The organism is Citrobacter sp. Cpo142 (assembly GCF_030332425.1).
Taxonomy (GTDB): Bacteria; Pseudomonadota; Gammaproteobacteria; order Enterobacterales; family Enterobacteriaceae; genus Citrobacter; species Citrobacter portucalensis.
The window spans coordinates 403571-427946 of the sequence record NZ_JAOWHW010000142.1 but is presented as its reverse complement, the minus strand read 5'-3'; the positions used below and the strand labels follow the sequence as shown (position 1 = coordinate 427946).

At 52.7% G+C, this 24376-nt stretch carries 20 protein-coding genes; 8 read left to right on the top strand and 12 right to left on the bottom strand.

The window, feature by feature from the left end:
• The first annotated feature begins 10 nt into the window (after positions 1-10).
• Genes OGY18_RS23225 through OGY18_RS23210 form a run of 4 tightly spaced genes read left to right on the top strand, consistent with a single transcriptional unit; the run spans position 11 to position 2890 of the window.
• Positions 11-610, top strand: a complete 600-nt coding sequence (locus OGY18_RS23225; RefSeq protein WP_286554546.1) for a fimbrial protein — start codon at positions 11-13, stop codon at positions 608-610.
• 25 nt (positions 611-635) lie between these two features.
• Positions 636-1199 carry a fimbrial protein gene (locus OGY18_RS23220; protein WP_286554544.1) on the top strand — a complete coding sequence of 188 codons (564 nt, stop codon included), beginning with the start codon at positions 636-638 and terminating at the stop codon, positions 1197-1199.
• Between the two features lie 18 nt (positions 1200-1217).
• A complete protein-coding gene (locus tag OGY18_RS23215; protein ID WP_286554542.1) occupies positions 1218-1808 on the top strand; it encodes a fimbrial-like protein in 591 nt (196 codons plus the stop codon).
• Between the two features lie 8 nt (positions 1809-1816).
• Complete coding sequence (locus OGY18_RS23210; RefSeq protein WP_286554540.1) at positions 1817-2890, top strand: fimbrial protein StkG; 1074 nt, start codon at positions 1817-1819, stop codon at positions 2888-2890.
• Between the two features lies 1 nt (position 2891).
• Here OGY18_RS23210 and OGY18_RS23205 read toward each other — a convergent pair whose 3' ends face one another.
• The 4 genes from OGY18_RS23205 to OGY18_RS23190 form a co-directional block, all read right to left on the bottom strand.
• On the bottom strand, positions 2892-4121 hold the full coding sequence (locus OGY18_RS23205) for a polysaccharide deacetylase family protein (RefSeq protein ID WP_286554538.1): 1230 nt from the start codon (positions 4119-4121) through the stop codon (positions 2892-2894).
• Between the two features lie 61 nt (positions 4122-4182).
• On the bottom strand, positions 4183-4623 hold the full coding sequence (locus tag OGY18_RS23200) for a PTS sugar transporter subunit IIA (protein ID WP_286554535.1): 441 nt from the start codon (positions 4621-4623) through the stop codon (positions 4183-4185).
• Positions 4624-4726: 103 nt separating this feature from the next.
• Positions 4727-5497: an ABC transporter permease gene (locus OGY18_RS23195; protein ID WP_003829467.1), complete on the bottom strand. Its 771-nt coding sequence runs from the start codon at positions 5495-5497 to the stop codon at positions 4727-4729.
• The gene (locus OGY18_RS23190; protein WP_003829469.1) at positions 5494-6420 is read right to left on the bottom strand and encodes an ABC transporter ATP-binding protein; all 927 of its coding nucleotides are present in this window, start codon (positions 6418-6420) and stop codon (positions 5494-5496) included. The genes OGY18_RS23195 and OGY18_RS23190 overlap by 4 nt, the downstream gene beginning before the upstream one ends.
• 108 nt (positions 6421-6528) lie before the next feature.
• Here OGY18_RS23190 and can point away from each other — a divergent pair, with 108 nt between their 5' ends.
• The gene (gene can / locus OGY18_RS23185; RefSeq protein ID WP_003018654.1) at positions 6529-7191 is read left to right on the top strand and encodes a carbonate dehydratase; all 663 of its coding nucleotides are present in this window, start codon (positions 6529-6531) and stop codon (positions 7189-7191) included.
• A 93-nt stretch (positions 7192-7284) separates the two neighbouring features.
• Here can and hpt read toward each other — a convergent pair whose 3' ends face one another.
• From hpt to cueO, 3 genes are all read right to left on the bottom strand, one after another.
• Positions 7285-7821, bottom strand: a complete 537-nt coding sequence (gene hpt / locus OGY18_RS23180) for a hypoxanthine phosphoribosyltransferase (protein WP_003018658.1) — start codon at positions 7819-7821, stop codon at positions 7285-7287.
• 251 nt (positions 7822-8072) lie between these two features.
• On the bottom strand, positions 8073-9728 hold the full coding sequence (tcp, locus tag OGY18_RS23175; RefSeq protein ID WP_286554531.1) for a methyl-accepting chemotaxis citrate transducer: 1656 nt from the start codon (positions 9726-9728) through the stop codon (positions 8073-8075).
• Positions 9729-9912: 184 nt separating this feature from the next.
• Entirely contained in the window at positions 9913-11532 is a 1620-nt protein-coding gene (gene cueO / locus OGY18_RS23170; protein WP_286554530.1) for a multicopper oxidase CueO, read from the bottom strand.
• 153 nt (positions 11533-11685) lie between these two features.
• Between cueO and OGY18_RS23165 the strand changes: the two genes are divergently transcribed.
• Positions 11686-12033 carry a YacC family pilotin-like protein gene (locus OGY18_RS23165; protein WP_003018667.1) on the top strand — a complete coding sequence of 116 codons (348 nt, stop codon included), beginning with the start codon at positions 11686-11688 and terminating at the stop codon, positions 12031-12033.
• A gap of 33 nt (positions 12034-12066) precedes the next feature.
• On the opposite strand, the gene yacL is transcribed toward OGY18_RS23165, so the two are convergent.
• Both yacL and acnB read right to left on the bottom strand, forming a co-directional pair.
• The gene (yacL, locus tag OGY18_RS23160) at positions 12067-12429 is read right to left on the bottom strand and encodes a protein YacL (protein WP_003018670.1); all 363 of its coding nucleotides are present in this window, start codon (positions 12427-12429) and stop codon (positions 12067-12069) included.
• A 174-nt stretch (positions 12430-12603) separates the two neighbouring features.
• Complete coding sequence (acnB, locus tag OGY18_RS23155) at positions 12604-15201, bottom strand: bifunctional aconitate hydratase 2/2-methylisocitrate dehydratase (RefSeq protein WP_148362442.1); 2598 nt, start codon at positions 15199-15201, stop codon at positions 12604-12606.
• Positions 15202-15649: 448 nt separating this feature from the next.
• Between acnB and OGY18_RS23150 the strand changes: the two genes are divergently transcribed.
• A complete protein-coding gene (locus OGY18_RS23150; protein WP_286554527.1) occupies positions 15650-17254 on the top strand; it encodes a DUF3300 domain-containing protein in 1605 nt (534 codons plus the stop codon).
• 10 nt (positions 17255-17264) lie between these two features.
• Positions 17265-18059 carry a DUF2950 family protein gene (locus tag OGY18_RS23145; RefSeq protein WP_286554525.1) on the top strand — a complete coding sequence of 265 codons (795 nt, stop codon included), beginning with the start codon at positions 17265-17267 and terminating at the stop codon, positions 18057-18059.
• Positions 18060-18180: 121 nt separating this feature from the next.
• On the opposite strand, the gene lpdA is transcribed toward OGY18_RS23145, so the two are convergent.
• The 3 genes from lpdA to aceE form a co-directional block, all read right to left on the bottom strand.
• Positions 18181-19605, bottom strand: a complete 1425-nt coding sequence (lpdA, locus tag OGY18_RS23140; RefSeq protein WP_003829486.1) for a dihydrolipoyl dehydrogenase — start codon at positions 19603-19605, stop codon at positions 18181-18183.
• Positions 19606-19780: 175 nt separating this feature from the next.
• The gene (gene aceF / locus OGY18_RS23135; RefSeq protein ID WP_063941114.1) at positions 19781-21670 is read right to left on the bottom strand and encodes a pyruvate dehydrogenase complex dihydrolipoyllysine-residue acetyltransferase; all 1890 of its coding nucleotides are present in this window, start codon (positions 21668-21670) and stop codon (positions 19781-19783) included.
• Positions 21671-21684: 14 nt separating this feature from the next.
• Positions 21685-24348, bottom strand: a complete 2664-nt coding sequence (gene aceE / locus OGY18_RS23130) for a pyruvate dehydrogenase (acetyl-transferring), homodimeric type (RefSeq protein ID WP_048214932.1) — start codon at positions 24346-24348, stop codon at positions 21685-21687.
• Positions 24349-24376 lie beyond the last annotated feature (28 nt).

Below are 24376 nucleotides of genomic sequence, written 5' to 3'. Positions count from 1 at the left end.
GGGAAAAACCATGAGAGTAAACAGAAATAAAAGCTATCTCAGCCTGCCTGTTGCCGCCTTTGTGTTAATAGCGGCCTCTGGCACCGCGTTCGCAGAAGAAAGCACCCTGGATGCCACCCTGACCGCCAACATTAAAGAAACCACCTGTGATATGAAGTTGGTGGGTGGGACCGGCAGTGACACCAAAAGAAATATAACAGTATCCATTCCTGGCCGTTCTAACAACTTTATCCCACTTGCTGATGGGCAAGCGGGTAAAGCCTCAGCGACATTTAAACTGGTGATTGTCGAATGCCCGGAGTCATTGACGTCATTAAAAACCACGATTAACGGAACGGCTGACAGCCGGTTAACCACCGGCCTGGCAAATCAAATTGCGAAAGCCGAGGGTGGCGCAGAATATGCGGCCCTTGAGATTGCCCGCAGCATAGCAATAGATTCTCCCTTCACCATTGGCGATAGCTCGGATACTGGCCGTCTGGTGTGGACACGAGACGAAATTGCTCAAAAAGAAGTGTCGCTGACGGCCACCCTGCGAGAGACACAGTCCGGTCTTATGACCATCGGCAAGTTCACGACGATTGCTACCTTCAACTTTAGTTATGAATAAGTTGCGCAGAATACGGAGCGCTTTGATGAAAAATATTAACTTTTTAACCGTCCTGTCTCTTTCTGCCATTTTATTCTCAGCAACGACAACGGCGGCCATTACAGGAACCGATGACGTCGAAATGACGTTTAACGCTACACTTACCAGCACCACCTGTAACGCTCAAATTATTGATATGGCAGGTGCCCCGACCAGCATCATTGACTATGGTGATGTGTTTAAATCAGAGATAGCCAATAAATCGCGGGTGGTACAATTTAAAATTAACTATACCGACTGTTCTGGCGTTGGCAGTATCGACATAAAAGCGAAGCCCGGTGCTGGCGGGACCTGTTCCGGGGTTAATGCCGACGGTAACTCCTATGCAGCTGGTAATAATGCCGCCTTTGAACTCTGGTATGGCAACGTTGACAGAGATGTCGAAATGTTATGCTCAGGAAAATATTATATTATGTCCTGGACTCCTCTCGAAGGAGCATCTTCGATGCTCTTCAGCTCCCGTATCGTCGTCGCCAAAGGAGAAGATATTACCAAGGTGGATCCTGGCGCAGTCTCCGCCCCTATCACCTTTGTTATAACTTATAAATAAAACCCAGGGGCCACACGAATGCACTCACTACCGTTTTTTCTACGCCGACGAGTCCTGACGCTGCTGGCTGGGTTATGTTGCCTGGTGAGTTTCAGCCATGCGGGAGAGTTAGATGCGAACCTCAATGCGACAATTGTTGATACCACCTGTAAATTCAGCGTGGAAAACGGCGATGATGTGTATCTGCCAACCGTAATGCGTAACTGGTTTTATAACGCCGACGGCAGCAACCGCTACACCCCCACCGACGAAGCGGGCGGCACGCCGTTTACTCTCCACGTTGATGAATGCTATGTCAGTAGCGGCATTAAACAACTGACGTTCAGCTTCAGCCCGCAGTCCGGGTTCTGGAACAACCAGAATCAGGTATTTAAAAACGACGCCACGGCAGGCGCGGCGGAAAATGTCGGCGTGGTGATATTTTCCAGCGACTATAAAACCAACGTACTGAACAGCGATGGCAGTTCAGCGGTGATGTACGATGTCTCGAACAAAAGCAGCGCACAGTATTTAACGGATTATCAGTTCTATGCGCGCTATCAGAATATCGGGGCAGTCACCGCAGGCATCGTCACCAGCAATGTCGTTGTAGACGTCAAATACGAATAAAAGGATTTATGATGAAATTGAGTCGTTTATCACTGGCACTGGTGATCCTGGGCGCATCGGGCGCAGCCCATGCGGCCTTTGAGTGTCGTTTCAATGATAACAATGCGCGACAGATTATGACGCCGGGCGTGCAACCGGTAATCACACCGCTGCCGCCGGGAACCATCACTGCGCCTACGCAAATAAGCACCACCATCCTGATGGAGATACAGCCTTCGTTAACGTCTTACTGTGATGTCGGCAATGACGGCGATAACGTTTACCAGAAGACAGATACCTCGCTAGTGTTGGGTTACGTGGAAAATAAAGCCATGTTCAGAACGAACATTCAGGGTATTTATTACGCCATTGCGATCTACCCTGATGATAACCGCATCGCGGCCTGGTTCCCGCCTGGTACAGGGGGATGGACTCTCACCGGTGACATCCATGAAGATGAAGGCATTGTTGACGACCAAATCTGGCGTGCACGGATGGAGATTTACCAGTATCCCGATTTTAACGGCGTACCGAGCGGTACGACCATGCTAACCGCCATCGGCGGCCCGCTGGGGGAAATAGTGCTGGGCAATCCGATGACGGGAACAGTCGATGATCACCCCCGCCCGCTGATCAACATCTCGGAAATGTCGTTTAATATTCCCTTAAACGAGCCGACCTGCGCGTTACGCGCGCCCACCACCGTTGACCTGGGAGACTGGTATCGTTCCGATCTGGAAAACGACAGCACCAAAGAGGTGTCGTTTCAGATTACCGGCACCTGCGTTAATACTATGGCGGTATACTCCACCATTAGCTCCTCGCACACCACGGCGGATAAAGGCTATTTTACTAATGCTATCACCAGCAATTCTGCCATTACCGCCGCGGGTGGCGTTGGGGTACAACTCAGTTCGGAAGCAAGCCATCATCTGTACGCCAATGGCTCCAGATTTACCCTGGCGATGGGTGAAATAGCCTATCAGGATCCGGTCAATATCGTCGATTACACCATGAAGGCGAAACTGGTGAAAACCGGCTCTGAACCGGTGACTGCGGGCGTTTTCGGCACCACGGTGACTTTCCAGGTCACCTACGAATAAGCTACCCCTGCGGCTGATTGCTAATCAGCCGCGACATCGTTTCCAGCGAATCCGTGCGTAAAATATACAGCCTTTTGAGCAGCATCGGATTATCTCCCGGCTTCACCTTCCCTCTCACCGTGGTCACCGCCATGTGGAATCCCGCATCGCCCGCCGCTTTTACCGCCGTGGCGTTATACCCACCAAACGGGTAAGAAAGATACAGAACGTGGGAATTGAACTGGGACAGCGCCCGACGCGAACGGGCAAAATCGAACAGAATATTGTGATAGCTGCGACTCAGCAGGATCGGCCGGTGATTGGCATCCACACGGTGCAGGAAATGAGTATGCGACTGGAAGTCGAACACGTCGCGGATCCCATTCAGTTCAGAGACGCTCATAAACTGTAGCGATTTCGGATCCCACTTCTGCGGGTGGCGCTTAATGCGTGACGAGATAATAAACGCCGTCGCCTTCATACCGTTCTGTTTCAACACCGGATAAGCATAACGACTCACCGACTTCAGGCCATCGTCGAACGTCAGCACCACCGCCCGCGCCGGGAGGTTCATATTGTTGCGTACATAGCCTTCCAGTTGATACATCGTCAGCGTCGTGTAGCCGCGGTCCTGGAGCCAGGCCATCTGGTTACTGAAGGCACGTACGGAGGTCGTCGTGGAGGTGTGGCGAAAGCGGGTGTTCTCTTCATCGCGAAGAATATGGTGATACGTTAACACCGGGATGCCGTTGTCTTCCTGCGCATCCAGAGCACTGATATAAGCCAGTCTGCCGCCAATGCGGATCTGGAACCACGTCTGGTTGAGTCGGTCTTTAAGCTTACTGATAATGGGATAGCGCAGATTATCTGCCAGCACGCCAAACGGCGCGCTACCGACATCTGGGGCATTATAAACCGGTGTATCTTTCCAGGTAATCAGGCTTTGATTGCTGAGCGGTTTATTGAGATCGCCCAGACCATCGTCAACTTTCTGCCGCCCCTGAACAGGCTCCAGATGTCCCTTATCAATAAATCCGGTGCCAAAGCCAAAGGTAAATTCGTAATAGTCTGCCGCGATGGGCTCAACGGCAAGGATCTGCCCGGCGCGAATATTCCCGACCGTCACCATCTTATTGCCAATCTGCGCCCATACGGCGGCCGCTTCGGTGGTTTGCATATAGCGAGCAGGCAAAGCCGCGGCGACGCTGCCAGAGAACAGGAGCACTACAACAAGCAGAACGCGCATAACCATATGAGATAACCGAGGCGAGAAACCTCGGTTATTGTAGCAAAAGCATCATCAATACCAATGATTAATACTCATACAAATCATGCTTCAACACGAAGGGGGGATTTTTTTGTTGTTGATGCCAGAGGCTGGAGACTTCGGGGCCGCCAAGCGCGACGATGCAATCGCGAAACGCAGAACTGCTCAGCGATTCCCGTGACGAAATCATTCGCTCAAGCAATGGATAGCTGATACCTGAAATCACTTCACACTGGGGGTGTTTGTGGCTCATTAACGAGGCCACGCGGTACGGCGCGGCCCCTGCGGTATCCGTCAGGAAGATCACGCCCTCGCCTGAGTCGGTGGCATGCAGGGCATGGCACATCATGCGGCTTAACATATTCGAGCTGAGCCCACGCCAGAAACTTACCGCCTGACATTGCTCCAACGGACCGTACTTTTTCTCCAGACGATGCAGCATATCCTGTGCCTTATCGTCATGACAGGTAATTACCCAACCTAACATTGCCTACCTCCTTAGCAGGCAAGTAGTTTATCAGTGTGATAAATCCATAATGGTGATAAGCATCAAAAGTCTTCCTCTCCCGCACAGAGAGAGGAAGAAAGTATTAGCTGCGCAGGCCGCGTCCACGCTGGATCAGGTACCAGCACAGCAAATAAAACGCCGCAATGAACACCACCAGCACGCCAAACGTGGTGACCAGCGGAACATCATGAATACCCAGGAAGCCGTAGCGGAAGCCGCTAATCATGTAGACAATTGGGTTCAGATGCGACAGTCCCTGCCAGAACGGCGGCAGCAGCGTTAACGAATAGAACACGCCACCCAGATAGGTCAGCGGCGTCAACACGAAGGTGGGGATCAGGCTGATATCATCAAAGGTTTTTGCAAAGACTGCGTTCAACAAACCGGCCAGCGAGAACAGTACTGCCGTTAGCACCAGCGTGAGCGCCACAAAGACCCAGGAATGCACCTGGAACGGCACGAAGAACAGTGAAATAGCCGTCACCAGAATGCCTACGCACAGGCCACGCGCCACGCCGCCGCCGACGAAACCGGCAATAATCACGTGCGTCGGCACCGGGGCGACCAGCAGCTCTTCAATATTGCGTTGAAACTTGGCGCTAAAGAACGACGAGGCCACGTTGGCGTACGAGTTGGTGATCACTGCCATCATAATCAGCCCCGGCACAATAAACTGCATGTAGCTAAAGCCATGCATTTCGCCGATACGCGAGCCAATCAAATTACCAAAAATAATAAAATAGAGCGTCATGGTGATGACGGGAGGCACCAAAGTCTGGACCCAGATACGCATAAAGCGATGGATCTCTTTCGCCCAGATGCTTTTCAGCGCAACCCAGTAAAGCTGCATCATGCGCGATCTCCTTGTTTTTCATGAACCAGAGAAACAAATAGTTCTTCCAGTCGGTTCGCTTTGTTACGCATACTCAATACCTGAATGCCCTGCGCGCTGAGCTGTGAGAAGACGCTGTTGACCCCTTGTTCACGCAGAACCTCCACTTCCAGCGTGGAAGTGTCGACCAGCCGGTACTGATAACCTTCCAGTTTCGGCAGCGGGCTTTTCGGCGCCAGATCGAGGATAAAAGTCTCGGATTTCAGTTTGGAGAGCAGGCTCTTCATCGAGGTGTTTTCCACCAACTCACCATGCTGAATAATGCCGATATTGCGACACAGCATTTCCGCTTCTTCGAGATAGTGGGTGGTCAGAATAATAGTGGTGCCTTTATCGTTTAAATCCTTTAAAAAGCCCCACATTGAACGACGTAACTCAATGTCGACGCCCGCCGTTGGTTCATCCAGGATGAGTAATTTTGGCTCGTGCATCAGCGCACGGGCAATCATCAGACGCCGTTTCATCCCGCCGGAAAGCATGCGCGCACGCTCGTTACGTTTTTCCCATAAATCGAGCTGCTTTAAATATAATTCGCTGCGTTTGACCGCTTCTTTATGCTCAACACCGTAGTAACCCGCCTGGTTGACCACGATCTGCTGCACGGTTTCAAACGGGTTAAAGTTAAACTCCTGCGGCACCAGACCAAGCTGACGTTTAGCATTAACCGTGTCTTTTTCGAGATCGTATCCGAAGACGCTCACCCGTCCGGAGGTTTTATTCACCAACGAGCTGATTATCCCAATGGTGGTGGACTTTCCTGCGCCATTCGGTCCCAAAAGCGCATAGAAATCACCCGCTTCGACTTGCAAATCTATGCCGCGTAGCGCCTGCACGCCACCGGGATAGGTTTTCTTAAGTTGTTGAAGTTCCAGAGCAATGGTCATGGTTTTTTACTTACCTTACGTTCTGACATTTTATATATAGTTTAATTAATGCTGGAGTTACCCTATATTAGCCCATCGAATTTATCTGGCTTCGGGTCGTACAACTCCATGAAAGACATAGATACACTCATCAGCAACAATGCACTATGGTCAAAAATGCTGGTAGAAGAGGATCCCGGATTTTTTGAAACGCTCACGCATGCCCAGAATCCGCGTTTTCTATGGATTGGATGTTCCGATAGCCGCGTTCCCGCTGAACGTTTAACCGGTCTTGAACCGGGTGAACTGTTTGTTCACCGTAATGTTGCTAATCTGGTTATTCACACCGATCTGAACTGTCTCTCAGTCGTTCAGTATGCGGTGGATGTGCTGGAAGTGGAACATATTATTATATGCGGCCACTATGGATGCGGCGGAGTCCAGGCGGCAATTGAAAATAAAGAACAGGGGCTGATTGATAACTGGTTACTGCACATCCGCGATATCTGGTTCAAACACAGCTCACTGCTGGGCGAAATGCCGCAGGAACGTCGCATGGACACCCTGTGCGAACTGAATGTGATGGAACAGGTCTATAACCTGGGCCACTCAACCATTATGCGTTCAGCCTGGAAGCGCGGTCAGAAAGTCACTATTCACGGCTGGGCTTACGGTATTCATGACGGTCTGCTGCGCGATCTTGACGTCACCGCCACCAGCCGCGAAACGCTGGAGCAGCGCTATCGCCAAGGGTTGTCTAACCTTAGTCAGAAACACAGCAACCATAAATAATGTGACATTGCCGGGAGGCGGCTACACCTTACCCGGCCTACAAACCTACGCCGTAGGCCTGATAAGCGAAGCGCCATCAGGCACTCCAGTTAATTACTCATCCAGCAGCACCACTTTGCCAACGTACGGCAGATGGCGATAACGCTGGGCATAGTCGATGCCGTAACCAACAACAAACTCATCCGGAATGGAAAAGCCGATAAACTCGACCGGAACATTCACTTCACGGCGAGACGGTTTATCCAGCAGCGTACAGATAGCCAGGGATTTCGGCTCGCGCAGGCTCAGAATTTCACGCACTTTGGACAGCGTATTGCCGGAGTCGATGATGTCTTCGACAATCAGCACGTCCTTGCCACGAATATCTTCATCCAGGTCTTTCAGGATTTTAACATCACGCGTAGTAGACATTCCGCTGCCATAGCTGGATGCCGTCATGAAATCGACTTCGTGGGAGACATGCACTTCACGGCACAGATCCGCCATAAACATAAATGAGCCACGTAACAGACCAACCAGCACCATATCGCTGCCGCTGTCCTTGTAACGTTCATTAATCTGGCGCCCCAGTTCAGCAATACGCGCTTTGATCTCCGCTTCCGGGATCATCACTTCAACAGTATGTTTCATAAACCCTATAACTCACTGATTTTTATCAGTTGACACATCATGCAGATCGAAAGAAAGCGCTTACGTTGATACACCGACTGACAGACGGCGACCCGCTCTAACCACAAAACTTGCGACAGCATACAAACAATTCAGTTGATGAAGTATACCAGTAAAGAGAGCGGGTTCCTCTGATAGTTCACAGGAGAACCCGTTTGCGGCGTTTTTTGTACGCTTATTAATCAACACCAGGAGCGCACGGCTGACTGTGGCTAAAACGTTTCCCAGTGTGGGTCTTGTGGCGAACTCCCCGCGGAGGTCGCTCGTGGAGTATCCTTAGGTGGTTTTCGATGCTCACTGTTGGAGGCATCGCGAGTGATGCGAAATGCCGCCACGGCCAGGCGTAACTGTTCAGCTTGTTGTTCCAACGAAGCGGCGGCGGCGGCAGACTCTTCTACCAGCGCGGCGTTTTGTTGTGTGACACTGTCCATTTGCGAGACCGCGAGGCTCACCTGCTCAATCCCCCGACTCTGTTCTTCCGAGGCTGAGGCGATTTCCCCCATGATGTCCGTCACGCGGGTAACCGCAGCGACAATCTCTTTCATTGTTTTACCCGCGTCCGACACCTGCTGAGATCCCATCCCCACACTGTGGGTTGAGTTATCAATCAACGCCTTGATCTCTTTGGCTGCCTGAGCGCTACGGCTTGCCAGGGTACGGACTTCGCCCGCCACAACAGCAAATCCGCGGCCCTGCTCTCCTGCTCTGGCAGCCTCAACCGCCGCATTGAGCGCCAGGATATTGGTCTGGAAAGCAATACTGTCGATGACGCTGGTGATCTGCGCAATTTGCTGTGAACTACCGGCAATTTCACTCATTGTATGCACGACAGTATCAACAACCCGTCCACCACGTGCGGCAGTATCAGACGCATTCTTAGCCAGTTGAGTTGCCTGTTTCGCATTGTCCGTATTTTGCTTCACGGTCGCGGTAAGCTGTTCTATGCTGGCGGCTGTCTCTTCAAGTGAAGCGGCCTGCTGCTCGGTACGCGAAGACAGATCGTTGTTACCTGATGAGATTTCCGCTGCACCGCTATGAATCGTTTCTGAGCTGTTACGCACCGACGTGACTGTCGAAATCAGCGACTGTCGCATTTCATCTAAGCCCGTCGCCAAACGCCCCATTTCATTACGTCCCTGGACGTCGAGTTGATGGGTCAAATCACCACGGGTAATAATGCGAATATGCTCCATAATCTGCGCCAGGGGTTTAAGCAGCATATGCTGCAACCCGCTCCAGATCATGCCCAGAACGATGAGCACAGCGACGACAATTGCCCCTAATGTCCATTGCATGCGGGTAAAGCTGTGCTGATTCTCCGCCGCCGCGTGCTGAAGCAGCGCGTTATTTTCGTTACGCCACTGGTCATAGCTGGCTTCCATCTCATCCTGCGCCTTCTGAGCATCAAGATCGCCATAGGCTTGATAGTTATTCGCGCGCAGATACTCTATCGATAACGCCATCACGTCGTGCATCTGCCGATACTGTTTTTCTATTTCAGATGCAATTTGCGGATTCTGCCCCGACACCTGCGGCAATGACTGATAATGCGCGAAGTATCCCTCAGCCTTCTTCATTGACTCACTCGCCGTTTTCAGCAAAGTATCAATTGCCGCCAGTGAGGCCGGATCGCGTTGGTTCTTTAAGAAACGAATTGCTACACGGGTTACCGTTACCCGGGTTTTAATCAGCGTATTGACGCTATCACTCAGATTTTCCTGTTGGGCGTTCAGGGTGCCTGAGTTCTGGAAATTATGGCGATCATTGTTTACCGCAGAATAAAAAAAGCTTCCTGTCACGACCTGTAGCAAACAGAAAATGGCGAGAACCAGAAGAATACCGGTAATAACGCGCACATTTTTAATCATAGTATTTCATCCATTGAACTCACATTGGGTACCCAATGATTATCGGCTTCAAAGGCGATTACTTTATGTGCAATAGCAGAATTTGCAGGAGGAGGGAGTCGTGCGATGAAACGCTGTAAAGAGACTGTGTTTTATCCGGCCTACGAGAGATTTCTGCAGGCCGGATAAGCACAACGCGATTTTTTTAGACAGTGAAGCCGAGCATCATCCCGGTATCTTCATGCTCTAGCAGATGACAGTGCGCCATATAGGCATGCTCTTTTGGCGCGTCGTGGTCAAACTTCACCAGCACCTCGCTCACGCCGCCTTCTACCCGCACCGTGTCCTTCCATCCCGCGCGGTGTGCGGCTGGCGCTTTGCCGTTCTCAGACAGAATGCGGAACTGCGTGCCGTGAATGTGGAACGGATGCAGCATCATGTCGCCCTGACCGGAAATCACCCAGCGTTCATGCTGCCCTTTCGCCGCGGCAAACATCGGTTTATTCATATCAAACGCCTGACCATTAATCCGGTTGGCGTTATGGAAATCAAACGATCCGCCATGCTTCATGTTGCCCATATCACCATGCTGCATATTCCCCATCTCACCGTGGTTCATATTGCCATGATTCATATTGCCGTGGCCCATATTGTCATTATTCATATGGCCCATCATCTTCCCATGATCCATACCCGCCATGGCCTGAGCGCCGTATTTCTTCATCAGCATTTGCATGCCCATCATATCGAGCATCGGATCCATCGACAATTGCAGTTTGCGCACCGTCAGCCCTTCCAGTGACGGCAGCGATGGCATGGATATCAGAGAATCTGGCAGCGTGCCGGAAGCGCTAATCAGCAGCGGCTGAACGCGCATCACCGGGTGCGGCTTATCAAATGGCGCAACTGCCATGCCCATCTGGCTGACTGGCAGAGTGACCAGATCAAAAGCTTTGCCGTCACTGACATCCACCAGCACTTCAAAGCGCTCACCCATCAGCATAGGAAGCTCGGTCGCTTTTACCGGTTCCGCCAACAGTCCACCGTCGCTGGCAATGACGTACAAAGGACGATTGTCGCTGGCCGCAATGTTCAGTGAGCGTGCGTTACAACCATTCAGCAGGCGTAGACGCAACCAGCCACGCGGTGCGGCATGCTGAGGATAAATCGCCCCATTGGTCAGCAGCGTATCGCCAAACCAGCCGACGGCGGCGGTCATGATGTCCAGTTGATAATCAACCTGCCCATCAGCAGAGAACTGTTTGTCCTGAATAATCACCGGTACATCATCAATGCCCCACTGCTTAGGCAGCATCAGCTTGCGAATCTCTTCATCTTCAATCAGCACCAGTCCGGCCAGTCCCATCGCTACCTGACGACCGGTCTTTCCATGCTGATGCGGGTGGAACCAGCATGTTGCCGCCCGCTGATCCGGCGTGAAGGTCACTGAACGTTTCCCGCCCGCCGGGATAATGCCTTGCGGCCCACCGTCGACTTCACCGGGGATTTCCAGACCGTGCCAGTGCAACGTCGTCTCTTCGGCAAGCTGGTTATGGATATCCACGGTCACCGATTGCCCTTTGTTCAGCTTGACCGCAGGTCCGAGTAAATTGCCGTTATATCCCCAGGTCGTCGCTGTTTTACCAGCAAAGCTCGATTTTCCGGCTTGCACCACCAATTGCATACGGTTTGAGGCATCCGCGGTTAGCAGGTCAGGAATGGGCAATGCAGGGCGGTCTGCGGCAAATACGCTCCGGCTCCACAGAGGTAACGCTGACGCGACGCCCAGCGCCACGGAGTACTTTAAAAAGTCACGACGTTGCATAATCACTTCCTTATATTCAGCAGCTTAAGCAGGCTATCTTTTAAGCATAAGCCTTCCCCTTACGGGAAGGTCAAGTGAACGGCTAATAATAAAGGTCGTCGCTTCGCTCGCAGTATGCTAACGTTTAAATTCCGTGATGCAGTGGTAGAAGCAATGAAGACGTTTTTCAGAACAGTTTTGTTCGGCAGCCTGATGGCCGTATGCGCAAATAGCTACGCGCTCAGCGAGTCCGAAGCCGAAGATATGGCCGATTTAACGGCAGTTTTTGTTTTTCTGAAAAATGACTGTGGATACCAGAATTTGCCTAATGGGCAGATTCGTCGCGCACTGGTCTTTTTTGCCCAGCAAAACCAGTGGGACCTGAGTAATTACGACACCTTCAATATGAAAGCGCTGGGTGAAGACAGCTACCGCGATCTCAGCGGTATCGGCATCCCAACGGCAAAGAAATGCAAAGCGCTGGCACGTGACTCTCTGAGCCTGCTGGCCTACGTTAAATAGATAGTTTTGCGGAGCCCTCAGGCTCCGCATGAATTAACGCTGTTGCACAAATTCGCGGTATGCCGCCACAACCTGAAGAAAGTCCTCTACACCACAGAGCGAAAAACTTTCTTCGTCGTAGTAGCTCATCCCCTCTTCCATCTCATCGCCAGAGAACTCCAGCTGATTAGCGCGGACCATCACTTCTTCGCCATCCAGCCAGAGCGTGTATTCATGCCCTGCTCGCTGCCAGGAGCGCTCACTGCCCTTAACCGCACGCGCTGCCTGTTCCACTTCATCAAGTAAGGCCAGGTTTTCTTTCACTTCCTCATTAAACCAGTGCCCCACCACCTCGTGGCCCATGGACATACGCACTTTTACCACTCCGGTAATATCGCGCAGAAATTCGTAATCCATAATGTCTTCCTCTGCTCCCGGCAATGCGCCAATACCGCATTGCGCCTTGCTGTAATTATCGCAGCAGCGCGGCAGAAAAAAAGCGTAGCGGGTATAAGGAATAGAAATAAAAATGCCCGGAGAAGCTGACTTCTCCGGGCATTGATGTGTTTTTACACAAAACGCGTTAGCGCATTACACCGCGGTCTGGAAAATCACACCATCGGCTTTCTCGGTATACTGAGACAGCTGGTCGAAGTTCAGATAACGGTAAGTATCTACGGCCGTTTTATCTACCTGCGCCACATAGGTCTGGTACTCTTCCGCCGTCGGCAGTTTGCCGATCAGTGCCGCAACCGCCGCCAGCTCCGCAGAAGCCAAGTAGACGTTCGCCCCGGTACCTAAACGGTTCGGGAAGTTACGGGTAGAGGTCGACACCACCGTTGCGCCGTCGGCTACACGCGCCTGGTTACCCATGCACAGAGAGCAGCCTGGAATTTCGATACGCGCACCGCTCTTACCGAATACGCTGTAGTAGCCTTCTTCAGTCAGCTGAGCGGCGTCCATACGGGTTGGCGGAGCCACCCACAGACGCGTCGGCAGCTGGCCTTTGTGCGCATCCAGAAGCTTACCAGCGGCACGGAAGTGCCCGATGTTAGTCATGCAGGAGCCGATGAACACTTCGTCAATCTTCTCGCCCTGTACGTCAGACAGCAGACGCGCATCGTCCGGATCGTTCGGTGCACACAGGATTGGCTCTTTGATATCCGCCAGATCGATGTCGATCACCGCCGCGTATTCTGCGTCAGCGTCGGCTTCCAGCAGCTGCGGATCCGCCAGCCATTTTTCCATGCCCTGCACACGACGTTCCAGCGTACGACGATCGCCATAACCTTCTGCGATCATCCACTTCAGTAGAACGATGTTAGAGTTCAGATACTCAACGATCGGCTCTTTGTTCAGCTTGATGGTACAACCGGCAGCGGAACGCTCAGCGGAGGCATCGGTCAGTTCGAACGCCTGCTCCACTTTGAGATCCGGCAGACCTTCGATTTCAAGGATGCGGCCAGAGAAGATGTTTTTCTTACCTTTCTTCTCAACGGTCAGCAGACCCTGTTTGATCGCGTACAGCGGAATGGCGTGAACCAGATCGCGCAGGGTGATGCCCGGCTGCATTTTGCCTTTGAAACGCACCAGAACGGATTCCGGCATATCCAGCGGCATCACGCCGGTCGCCGCAGCAAACGCCACCAGACCAGAACCTGCCGGGAAGGAGATCCCGATAGGGAAACGGGTATGGGAGTCACCACCGGTGCCAACGGTATCCGGCAGCAGCATACGGTTCAGCCAGGAGTGGATAACGCCATCGCCCGGACGCAGGGAGACACCACCACGGTTCATGATGAAGTCTGGCAGCGTATGGTGCGTATTGACGTCCACCGGCTTCGGATAGGCCGCGGTGTGGCAGAAGGACTGCATCACCAGATCAGCAGAGAAGCCCAGGCACGCCAGGTCTTTCAGTTCGTCACGGGTCATTGGGCCAGTGGTATCCTGAGAACCGACGGAGGTCATCTTCGGTTCGCAGTAAGCGCCCGGACGGATACCTTTCACGCCGCAGGCGCGGCCAACCATTTTCTGTGCCAGAGAGAAGCCACGGCTGCTTTCCGCCACGTCTTTCGCCTGACGGAAGACGTCTGAGTGCGGCAGACCCAGCGCTTCACGCGCCTTGGTGGTCAGGCCACGACCGATGATCAGCGGAATACGGCCACCGGCGCGTACTTCGTCGATCAGGACTTCGGTTTTCAGCTCAAAGCTTGCCAGCAGTTCGCCGGTTTCGTGGTTGCGTACTTCGCCTTTGAACGGGTAAACGTCAATCACGTCGCCCATGTTCATGTTCGACACGTCCACTTCAATCGGCAGTGCGCCCGCATCTTCCATGGTATTGAAGAAAATAGGTGCAATTTTGCCGCCGAGGCACAGGCCACCGCCGCGCTTGTTCGGTACATGAGGAATGTCGTCACCCATGAACCACAGCACGGAGTTGGTCGCGGATTTACGCGAAGAACCGGTACCAACAACATCACCCACATAAGCCAGCGGGTAACCTTTTTTCTGCAATTCTTCGATCTGTTTGATCGGGCCAACCGCGCCCGGTTGATCCGGTTCGATACCTTCACGGGCGTTTTTCAGCATCGCCAGCGCGTGCAGAGGGATATCCGGACGAGACCATGCATCCGGTGCCGGAGAAAGGTCATCGGTGTTGGTTTCACCCGTCACTTTAAAGACGGTAACGGTGATTTTTTCAGCCAGGGCAGGACGGTTCAGGAACCATTCGGCATCAGCCCAGGATTGCATTACCTGCTTCGCATATTCGTTGCCCGCTTTGGCTTTTTCTTCTACGTCGTAGAAGTTATCGAACATCAGCAGTGTTGAAGAGAGCGCTTTAGCGGCAATTGGCGCCAGTTTTGCGTCGTCCAGCGCGTCGATCAGCGGATGAATGTTGTAACCACCCTGCATAGTGCCCAGCAGTTCAATGGCTTTTTCTGGGGTAACCAGCGGGGAGGTGGTGTCGCCTTTCGCGACAGCGGCGAGAAAACCAGCTTTAACATAAGCGGCTTCATCTACGCCAGGAGGAACGCGGTTGATCAACAGGTCTAACAGGAATTCTTCTTCGCCCACAGGCGGGGTCTTCAGCAGCTCGACAAGTGCAGCCATTTGGGTTGCGTCTAAAGGTTTTGGCACAATCCCCTGGGCAGCACGCTCAGCTACGTGCTTACGGTATTCTTCTAGCACGACGATATCTCCTCGCTCTCATTGTCATAATGCGGCGCTTTTGTAGATGGGCGATTCTCTTCACGCTCCTGTGAGACAGTAGTTAGTAGGGTAAATGCCCGGTACCGCATAAGGCACAATAACAGGATTTTCACTAAGTGTTAATCCGTTTACAAAAAAGCAACATAAAAAATTGGCTGAATCGTTAAGAATGGTATAGCGACAAGGCGCAACGCAATTTAGGCTGCCTGAAACCTCCCTGAAACGGTTGATTTTTAAGCGCGATCGGCTGAATATTCCAGCGATTTTCCCGCCATCAGATATAATTGTGTAATAAATCTTCACACTCTTTTTCCGGACTTACCGGGCGAATCCCCAATAAAAGTCAAAACTGTCTAACACGGGTGAATAATACTCGCGGCAACAGGAACGCCTCACGGCACAGCGCTTGTCTCGTTGGAGTCATTTTATGAAGTTGCCCCTTAAGCCACATCTGCTTGTCCTTTTGTGCAGTGCCGGACTGTTTGCCGCCTCTGGCGTGATGTTCGTTAAAAGTCGCACAACGGAACCTGCAGCTCCGGCTCCCGTTGCACAGCAACCGTCAGCATTGGCTCCAGCTCCCGTAGCGGCCCCTGCCCCGGCCGACCAAACAGCACCCGCCGCGACACCAACCTACTCGGCAGCACAAATCGATCAGTGGGTTGCGCCTATCGCGCTCTATCCAGACTCGCTGCTGTCGCAAATTTTGATGGCCTCAACCTATCCGGCTAACGTTATCCAGGCCGCACAGTGGTCAAAAGACAATCCCAAAATGCAGGGCGATGCCGCCATTCAGGCCGTTGCCAGCCAGCCCTGGGATCCCAGCGTGAAATCGTTGGTTGCCTTTCCTCAGTTGATGTCGCTGATGGGTGAAAATCCGCCGTGGGTACAAAGTCTGGGCGATGCTTTCCTCGCACAGCCGAAAGACGTCATGGATTCCGTTCAACGTCTGCGCGCGCTGGCGCAACAGACCGGTGCGTTGCAATCAACACCGCAACAGACCGTCACTACCGTGACCAAAGCGGCGCCAGCTAAAACCGTCACCAGCGAGTCGACGACCAGTTCAGCGACCACAACAGCCACGACCACCTCAACAAGCCCAACGGTTATCAAGATTGAATCCGCCGATCCGCAGGTGGTGTACGTTCCAACCTATAACCCGAACACGGTTTACGGTACCTGGCCGAATACCGCCTATCCGCCAACCTATCTGCCACCAACGCCCGGCGAGCAGTTTGGCAACAGCTTCGTTAACGGTTTAGGCTTCAGCCTCGGTGTTGCCACAACCTATGCCATCTTCAGCAACATCGACTGGGATGACGACGATGATCACCATCATAATGATGACTGGGATAACCATGGCGGCTATAACCGTAATGGTGATAACAACATCAACATTAACGTTGATAACTTCAATAAAATCAGTGGGCAACGGCTGACAGATGCCAACCGTACCTGGCAACACAACCCGGCCTATCGTGAGGGTGTGCCATACCCAAATAACCAGCTCAATAACCGCTTCCACTCCACTAACACGGCTACGGGCTTAAGTTCAACCCAACAAAGACCGGTCAACCGTGATAGCCAACGCCAGGCTGCGATGAGCCAGATGGAAAAATCAACGGGGAAAACATTCCCGCAGACAGCGCGCACGGGCACCAAAGACGCCCAGCGTCAGGCATCCAGCCAACAGCTGAAGCAGATTTCCCAGCGTAATAACTACCGCGGTTACGATACCAAACCGCAAACCGCAAAACGGACAAGCACACAGCAACGTGAGAATCGTCAGGCAGCCGCCCAGCGACAGGAGAAACGGGTCACGCAACCGGTGCAGCAACGCAATGTGCAACAGCGCAATCTTCAGCAGCGGACCAGCCAGCCACGCGCCAATGCGCTGAGCGGTAACGACAGCCGCTCCGCCAACTGGCAGGCACAGCAACAGCGAGGTGCCCAGAGCCGGCAGGTCGCCCGTAATCAGCCATCGCGCCAGCCTTCTGGCGGGCGTGCTGAGCACCGTGAATTCCGTCATCGTTAAGGGAACCAACATGAAAAATAAACTACTCAGTGGAATGGTGTTGTTCATGGTTTCGGCCACCGCGATGGCACAACAATCCTTCAGTACACCAGACCAGGCAACCGATGCGCTGGCAAACGCGATCAGTGAGCAAAATGAAAGTGCAATGAGCAATCTGCTCGGGGAAAACTGGCGTGATTTTCTGCCGCCAGAAGGCGTCGATCCTGATGCGGTTGACCGCTTCCTGCGCGACTGGAAGGTTCGCCATAGCACCGTTATCGACGGCAATACGGCGCATCTTGTGGTTGGGGACAGCGACTGGCAACTGCCAATCCCGGTCGTCAAAAACGCTTCAGGCTGGCAATTTGATATCAAGGAAGCGGCCGAAGAGATCCTGACCCGTGAGATTGGACGCAACGAACTTGCTGCCATCGAGGCGTTGCACGCCTATGTGGATGCTCAGCAGAGCTATTTTGCGATGAACCAGAAATACGCGCAAAAGATTGTCAGTTCTGAAGGGAAAAAGGATGGTCTGTACTGGCCTGTTTCGCCCGGCGAAGCGCCAAGCCCGCTTGGCCCAGCCTTCAGTCCACAGGAGCCGGGCATGGGCTATCACGGCTATCACTTCCGAATCCTTCCCGATAAAACCAGCGGTTTTGCCATGGTAGCCTGGCCCGTTAGCTACGATCACACCGGCGTGATGAGTTTTATGATTAACGGTGATGATAAAGTCTATCAGGCCGATCTCGGCGTTAAATCACAGCAGAAAGCACAAGCGTTAACCACATTCCATCCGGATAAAAACTGGCAACCCGTAGCACCGTAAAGCGAGGTTAAGCCGTAGGCCGGGTTAGCACTAGCGCCACCCGGCATGTTGCCCGAAATAACGGGTAGCTTCAGGCAAAAAAAAACGCCTCCGAAGAGGCGTTTTCACAAAAGGGAGAAGATTACTTCTTCTTCGCTTTCGGGTTTGGCAGGTCGGTAATGCTGCCTTCAAAGATTTCTGCCGCCAGACCCACTGACTCGTGCAGAGTCGGGTGCGCGTGGATGGTCAGCGCGATATCTTCAGCGTCACAACCCATTTCGATCGCCAGACCGATTTCGCCCAGCAGCTCGCCGCCGTTGGTACCGACAATCGCACCACCGATAACACGGTGAGATTCTTTGTCGAAAATCAGTTTGGTCATACCGTCTGCACAGTCGGAAGCGATAGCACGGCCAGAAGCAGCCCACGGGAAGGTGGCGGTTTCGTAGCTAATGCCTTTTTCTTTCGCTTCTTTCTCGGTCAGACCAACCCATGCAACTTCTGGTTCAGTGTATGCAATGGATGGGATAACTTTCGGATCGAAGTAGTGTTTCTTGCCGGCGATAACTTCAGCGGCAACGTGACCTTCATGAACACCTTTGTGTGCCAGCATCGGCTGACCGACGATATCGCCGATAGCAAAGATGTGCGGCACGTTGGTGCGCAGCTGTTTGTCAACGCGGATGAAGCCACGGTCGTCAACTTCCACGCCAGCTTTGCCCGCGTCGAGGTTTTTACCGTTCGGTACACGACCGATAGCGACCAACACAGCATCGTAACGCTGAGCTTCGGCAGGGGCTTTTTTACCTTCCATGGAAACGTAGATACCGTCTTCTTTCGCTTCAACGGCGGTCACTTTGGTTTCCAGCATCAGGTTGAATTTCTTGCTGATGCGCTTGGTGAAGACTTTAACCACGTCTTTGTCGGCAGCCGGGATAACCTGGTCGAACATTTCAACCACGTCGATCTCTGAACCCAGCGCATGGTACACGGTACCCATTTCCAGACCGATGATACCGCCGCCCATTACCAGCAGGCGCTTAGGAACAGTTTTCAGTTCCAGTGCATCGGTGGAATCCCATACGCGCGGATCTTCATGCGGAATAAACGGCAGTTCGATCGGACGGGAACCCGCCGCGATGATTGCGTTGTCGAAGTTGATCACGGTTTTGCCGTTTTCGCCTTCAACTTCCAGGGTGTTTGCCCCGGTAAATTTACCCAGACCGTTAACCACTTTCACTTTACGGCCTTTGGCCATACCCGCCAGACCGCCGGTCAGCTGAGTGATAACTTTTTCTTTCCAGGTACGAATCTTGTCGATATCGGTTTTCGGCTCGCCAAAAACGATACCGTGTTCAGCCAGTGCTTTGGCTTCTTCGATAACTTTTGCTACGTGCAGCAGCGCTTTAGAAGGGATACAGCCGACGTTCAGACAAACACCGCCAAGGGTGCTGTAACGTTCTACGATGACGGTCTCCAGACCTAAATCTGCGCAACGGAAGGCAGCAGAGTAACCTGCAGGGCCTGCCCCAAGTACCACGACCTGAGTTTTGATTTCAGTGCTCATCATGACCTCTTAATTTATACCCGTCGTCCAGCGGGTCGTTCTATCCGCCCGTATTTTACAAAATTGTTAACAATTTTGAAACAACAAACGGCAACCGATTTGTCTTTCGCACAATAACCTCACTGACTTCATGAGATTACCAGAAAAAAGCCGGCCGTCGGGCCGGCTTTTTCGCTTACATCACCAGGCGGCGAATGTCAGACAGCATGTTGTTGATGATGGTGATAAAGCGCGCACCATCCGCACCGTCAATTACACGGTGGTCGAAGGAGAGCGAAATCGGCATCATCAGACGCGGCATAAACTCTTTACCGTTCCACACTGGCTCCATAGAGGACTTGGAGACACCGAGGATAGCCACTTCCGGCGCGTTCACAATCGGCGCGAAGTGGGTAGTACCCAGGCCACCGATGCTGGAGATGGTGAAGCAACCGCCCTGCATTTCGCCAGCGGTCAGCTTGCCATCACGCGCTTTCTTGGAGATCACGGTCAGTTCACGAGACAGCTCGGTAATGCTCTTCTTGTTCACGTCTTTGAAGACCGGAACAACCAGACCATTCGGAGTATCAACCGCTACACCGATGTTGATGTATTTCTTCAGGGTCAGGCGCTGACCGTCTTCAGACAGGGAGCTGTTGAAGCGCGGCATCTGTTCCAGAGCTGCGGCAACGGCTTTCATGATGAAGACTACTGGGGTGAATTTCACGTCCAGTTTACGTTTTTCAGCTTCGGCGTTCTGCTGTTTACGGAACGCTTCCAGATCGGTGATATCGGTCTTATCGAAGTGAGTAACGTGCGGGATCATCACCCAGTTACGGCTCAGGTTAGCACCAGAGATTTTCTGGATACGGCCCAGTTCCACTTCTTCGATTTCACCAAACTTGCTGAAGTCCACTTTCGGCCAAGGCAGCATACCCGGGATACCGCCACCTGCTGCTGCAGCCGGAGCCGCTTCAGCACGCTTGATAGCGTCTTTCACGTAAGCCTGAACGTCTTCACGCAGGATACGACCTTTACGGCCAGAACCTTTCACTTTCGCCAGGTTCACACCGAATTCACGCGCCAGGCGACGAATCAGCGGCGTTGCATGAACATAAGCGTCGTTTTCAGCAAACTCAGATTTGCCTTCCGCTTTTGCGGCCGGAGCTGCGGCTTGCGCAGGCGCTGGTGCAGCGGCCGGAGCCGGAGCAACTGCTTGTGCAGGAGCGGCTGCAGGTGCTGCGCCTTCGACTTCGAAGACCATAATCAGAGAACCGGTTTTAACTTTATCGCCGGTGCTGATTTTGATTTCTTTCACGGTACCCGCGAACGGTGCCGGAACTTCCATCGAGGCTTTATCGCCTTCAACGGTGATCAGTGACTGCTCAGCGGCAATTTTATCGCCCACTTTAACCATCACTTCAGTGACTTCAACTTCGTCACCACCGATATCCGGTACGTTAACTTCTTTCGAGCCGGAAGCAGCCGGAGCCGCCGCTGCTGCTGGAGCAGCCGCCTGAGCCGGTGCAGCAGCAGGCGCTGCGCCCGCCACTTCGAAGACCATTATCAGGGAACCGGTAGACACTTTGTCACCCGTGTTGATTTTGATCTCTTTAACGGTACCGGCGAACGGCGCCGGAACTTCCATAGAGGCTTTGTCACCTTCAACGGTGATCAGAGACTGTTCAGCCGCAACGGTATCGCCCACTTTAACCATGATCTCGGTAACTTCTACTTCGTCACCGCCGATGTCAGGTACGTGTACGTCTTTCGCCGCAGAGGCAGCAGGTGCTGCTGCCGGAGCTGCTTCTTTCTTCTCTTCTGCCTGAGCAGGTGCAGCTGCTGCTGCACCGTCGGCGGAATCGAAAATCATGATCAGTTTGCCGGTCTCAGTTTTGTCGCCAACAGAGACTTTGATCTCTTTAACGATACCCGCCTGAGGGGACGGAACTTCCATAGAGGCTTTGTCGCCTTCTACGGTGATCAGCGACTGTTCAGCTTCAACTTTGTCGCCTACTTTGACCAGGATCTCGGTGATTTCAACTTCATCAGCCCCGATGTCCGGTACATTGATTTCGATAGCCATTATTCTTTTACCTCTTACGCCAGACGCGGGTTAACTTTATCTGCATCGATGTTGAATTTGATGATTGCATCTGCAACCACTTTCTTATCGATTTCGCCACGTTTAGCCAGTTCGCCCAGGGCCGCTACAACCACGTAGGAAGCATCAACTTCGAAGTGGTGACGCAGGTTTTCACGGCTGTCAGAGCGACCGAAACCGTCAGTACCCAGTACGCGATAATCATCAGCCGGTACATAAGTACGAACCTGTTCCGCAAACAGTTTCATATAGTCAGTAGATGCTACTGCCGGAGCGTCGTTCATCACCTGAGCGATGTACGGAACGCGCGGAGTTTCCATCGGGTGCAGCATGTTCCAGCGCTCACAATCCTGGCCATCACGCGCCAGTTCAGTGAAGGAGGTTACGCTGTAAACGTCAGAACCTACACCGTAGTCGTTCGCCAGGATCTGTGCTGCTTCACGCACGTGACGCAGGATAGAACCGGAGCCCAGCAGCTGAACTTTACCTTTCTTACCTTCGAGGGTTTCGAGTTTGTAGATACCTTTACGGATACCTTCCTCGGCACCTGCTGGCATTGCCGGCATGTGGTAGTTTTCGTTCAGCGTGGTGATGTAGTAGTAAACGTTCTCTTGTTTCTCACCGTACATACGCTCCAGACCATCGTGCATGATGACCGCAACTTCGTACGCATAAGACGGATCGTAAGAGATACAGTTCGGGATAGTCAGAGACTGAATATGGCTGTGACCATCTTCGTGCTGCAGACCTTCACCGTTCAGCGTAGTACGACCAGAAGTACCACCAATCAGGAAGCCACGAGCCTGTTGGTCGCCTGCCTGCCAGCACAGGTCACCAATACGCTGGAACCCGAACATGGAGTAGTAGATGTAGAACGGGATCATCGGCAGATCGTTGGTGCTGTAAGAAGTCGCAGCAGCCAGCCAGGATGCGCCTGCACCCAGTTCGTTGATACCTTCCTGCAGGATCTGACCTTTCTCGTCTTCTTTATAGTAAGCAACCTGCTCACGGTCCTGCGGGGTGTACTGCTGACCGTTCGGGCTGTAGATACCAATCTGACGGAACAGACCTTCCATACCGAAAGTACGCGCTTCGTCAGCGATGATCGGAACCAGACGATCTTTGATCGACTTGTTCTTCAGCATCACGTTCAGGGCACGAACGAAAGCGATAGTGGTGGAGATTTCTTTGTTCTGCTCTTCCAGCAGCGCACCGAAGTCTTCCAGAGCTGGCAGTTCCAGCTTCTCGGTGAAGTTCGGCTGACGAGCTGGCAGGTAGCCATGCAGTTTCTGACGCTGAGCGTGCAGATAAGTGTGCTCTTCAGAACCTTCCGGGAAGGTGATGTAAGACAGGTTTTCAACCTGCTCATCGGTCACAGGAACGTTGAAACGGTCGCGGATATAACGCACGCCGTCCATGTTCATTTTCTTAACCTGGTGAGCGATGTTTTTACCTTCAGCAGTGTCACCCATGCCGTAACCTTTGATGGTATGGGCCAGGATTACAGTTGCTCTGCCTTTGGTTTCCTGCGCTTTTTTCAGTGCAGCATAGACTTTCTTCGGATCGTGACCACCACGGTTCAGAGCCCAAATCTGCTCGTCAGTCCAGTCAGCAACCAGTGCTGCGGTTTCCGGGTATTTACCGAAGAAGTGCTCACGTACGTATGCGCCATCTTTGGATTTGAAGGTCTGGTAGTCGCCGTCAACGGTTTCGTTCATCAGCTGGATCAGTTTACCGCTGGTGTCTTTACGCAGCAACTCATCCCAACGACCGCCCCACATGACTTTGATAACGTTCCAGCCAGCGCCCGCGAAGATGCCTTCCAGTTCGTTAACAATCTTGCCGTTACCGGTTACCGGGCCGTCAAGACGCTGCAGGTTACAGTTGATAACAAAGACCAGGTTGTCCAGTTTTTCACGGGTCGCGATGGTGATCGCACCTTTAGATTCTGGCTCATCCATCTCGCCGTCGCCCAGGAAGGCGTAAACGGTCTGTTTAGAGGTATCTTTCAGGCCACGGTGTTCCAGATATTTCAGGAATTTAGCCTGGTAGATAGCACCGATTGGGCCCAGACCCATAGATACGGTCGGGAACTGCCAGAATTCTGGCATCAGTTTCGGGTGCGGGTAGGAAGACAGGCCTTTGCCATGTACTTCCTGACGGAAGTTGTTCATCTGCTCTTCAGTCAGACGACCTTCCAGGAATGCGCGTGCGTAGATGCCCGGAGAGATGTGACCCTGGAAGTACACCAGATCGCCGCCATCTTGCTCGTTGCGTGCACGGAAGAAGTGGTTGAAGCAAACATCATATACCGTTGCGGAGGACTGGAAGGATGCCATGTGGCCACCCAGCTCGAGGTCCTTTTTAGACGCGCGCAGTACGGTCATGATGGCGTTCCAGCGGATAGCAGAACGAATACGACGTTCCAGCTCCAGATTGCCCGGGTATTCCGGTTCATCTTCAACGGCAATAGTGTTTACATAATTGCTGGCCCCTGCACCTGCCGCTACTTTCACGCCGCCTTTGCGAGCTTCTGAAAGCAGTTGGTCGATCAGATACTGAGCACGCTCAACACCTTCTTCACGGATGACCGATTCGATCGCCTGTAGCCAGTCGCGAGTTTCGATCGGATCCACGTCATTTGGGAAACGTTCTGACATGGGGGTATTCCTTATCTATCTAATACGT

Excerpts from the sequence above, each read along its gene's own strand:
- OGY18_RS23225 (WP_286554546.1), top strand. The coding sequence starts at position 11 with ATGAGAGTAAACAGAAATAAAAGCTATCTCAGCCTGCCTGTTGCCGCC.
- OGY18_RS23220 (WP_286554544.1), top strand. The coding sequence starts at position 636 with ATGAAAAATATTAACTTTTTAACCGTCCTGTCTCTTTCTGCCATTTTA.
- OGY18_RS23215 (WP_286554542.1), top strand. The coding sequence starts at position 1,218 with ATGCACTCACTACCGTTTTTTCTACGCCGACGAGTCCTGACGCTGCTG.
- OGY18_RS23210 (WP_286554540.1), top strand. The coding sequence starts at position 1,817 with ATGATGAAATTGAGTCGTTTATCACTGGCACTGGTGATCCTGGGCGCA.
- OGY18_RS23205 (WP_286554538.1), bottom strand. The coding sequence starts at position 4,121 with ATGGTTATGCGCGTTCTGCTTGTTGTAGTGCTCCTGTTCTCTGGCAGC.
- OGY18_RS23200 (WP_286554535.1), bottom strand. The coding sequence starts at position 4,623 with ATGTTAGGTTGGGTAATTACCTGTCATGACGATAAGGCACAGGATATG.
- OGY18_RS23195 (WP_003829467.1), bottom strand. The coding sequence starts at position 5,497 with ATGATGCAGCTTTACTGGGTTGCGCTGAAAAGCATCTGGGCGAAAGAG.
- OGY18_RS23190 (WP_003829469.1), bottom strand. The coding sequence starts at position 6,420 with ATGACCATTGCTCTGGAACTTCAACAACTTAAGAAAACCTATCCCGGT.
- can (WP_003018654.1), top strand. The coding sequence starts at position 6,529 with ATGAAAGACATAGATACACTCATCAGCAACAATGCACTATGGTCAAAA.
- hpt (WP_003018658.1), bottom strand. The coding sequence starts at position 7,821 with ATGAAACATACTGTTGAAGTGATGATCCCGGAAGCGGAGATCAAAGCG.
- tcp (WP_286554531.1), bottom strand. The coding sequence starts at position 9,728 with ATGATTAAAAATGTGCGCGTTATTACCGGTATTCTTCTGGTTCTCGCC.
- cueO (WP_286554530.1), bottom strand. The coding sequence starts at position 11,532 with ATGCAACGTCGTGACTTTTTAAAGTACTCCGTGGCGCTGGGCGTCGCG.
- OGY18_RS23165 (WP_003018667.1), top strand. The coding sequence starts at position 11,686 with ATGAAGACGTTTTTCAGAACAGTTTTGTTCGGCAGCCTGATGGCCGTA.
- yacL (WP_003018670.1), bottom strand. The coding sequence starts at position 12,429 with ATGGATTACGAATTTCTGCGCGATATTACCGGAGTGGTAAAAGTGCGT.
- OGY18_RS23150 (WP_286554527.1), top strand. The coding sequence starts at position 15,650 with ATGAAGTTGCCCCTTAAGCCACATCTGCTTGTCCTTTTGTGCAGTGCC.
- OGY18_RS23145 (WP_286554525.1), top strand. The coding sequence starts at position 17,265 with ATGAAAAATAAACTACTCAGTGGAATGGTGTTGTTCATGGTTTCGGCC.
- lpdA (WP_003829486.1), bottom strand. The coding sequence starts at position 19,605 with ATGAGCACTGAAATCAAAACTCAGGTCGTGGTACTTGGGGCAGGCCCT.
- aceF (WP_063941114.1), bottom strand. The coding sequence starts at position 21,670 with ATGGCTATCGAAATCAATGTACCGGACATCGGGGCTGATGAAGTTGAA.
- aceE (WP_048214932.1), bottom strand. The coding sequence starts at position 24,348 with ATGTCAGAACGTTTCCCAAATGACGTGGATCCGATCGAAACTCGCGAC.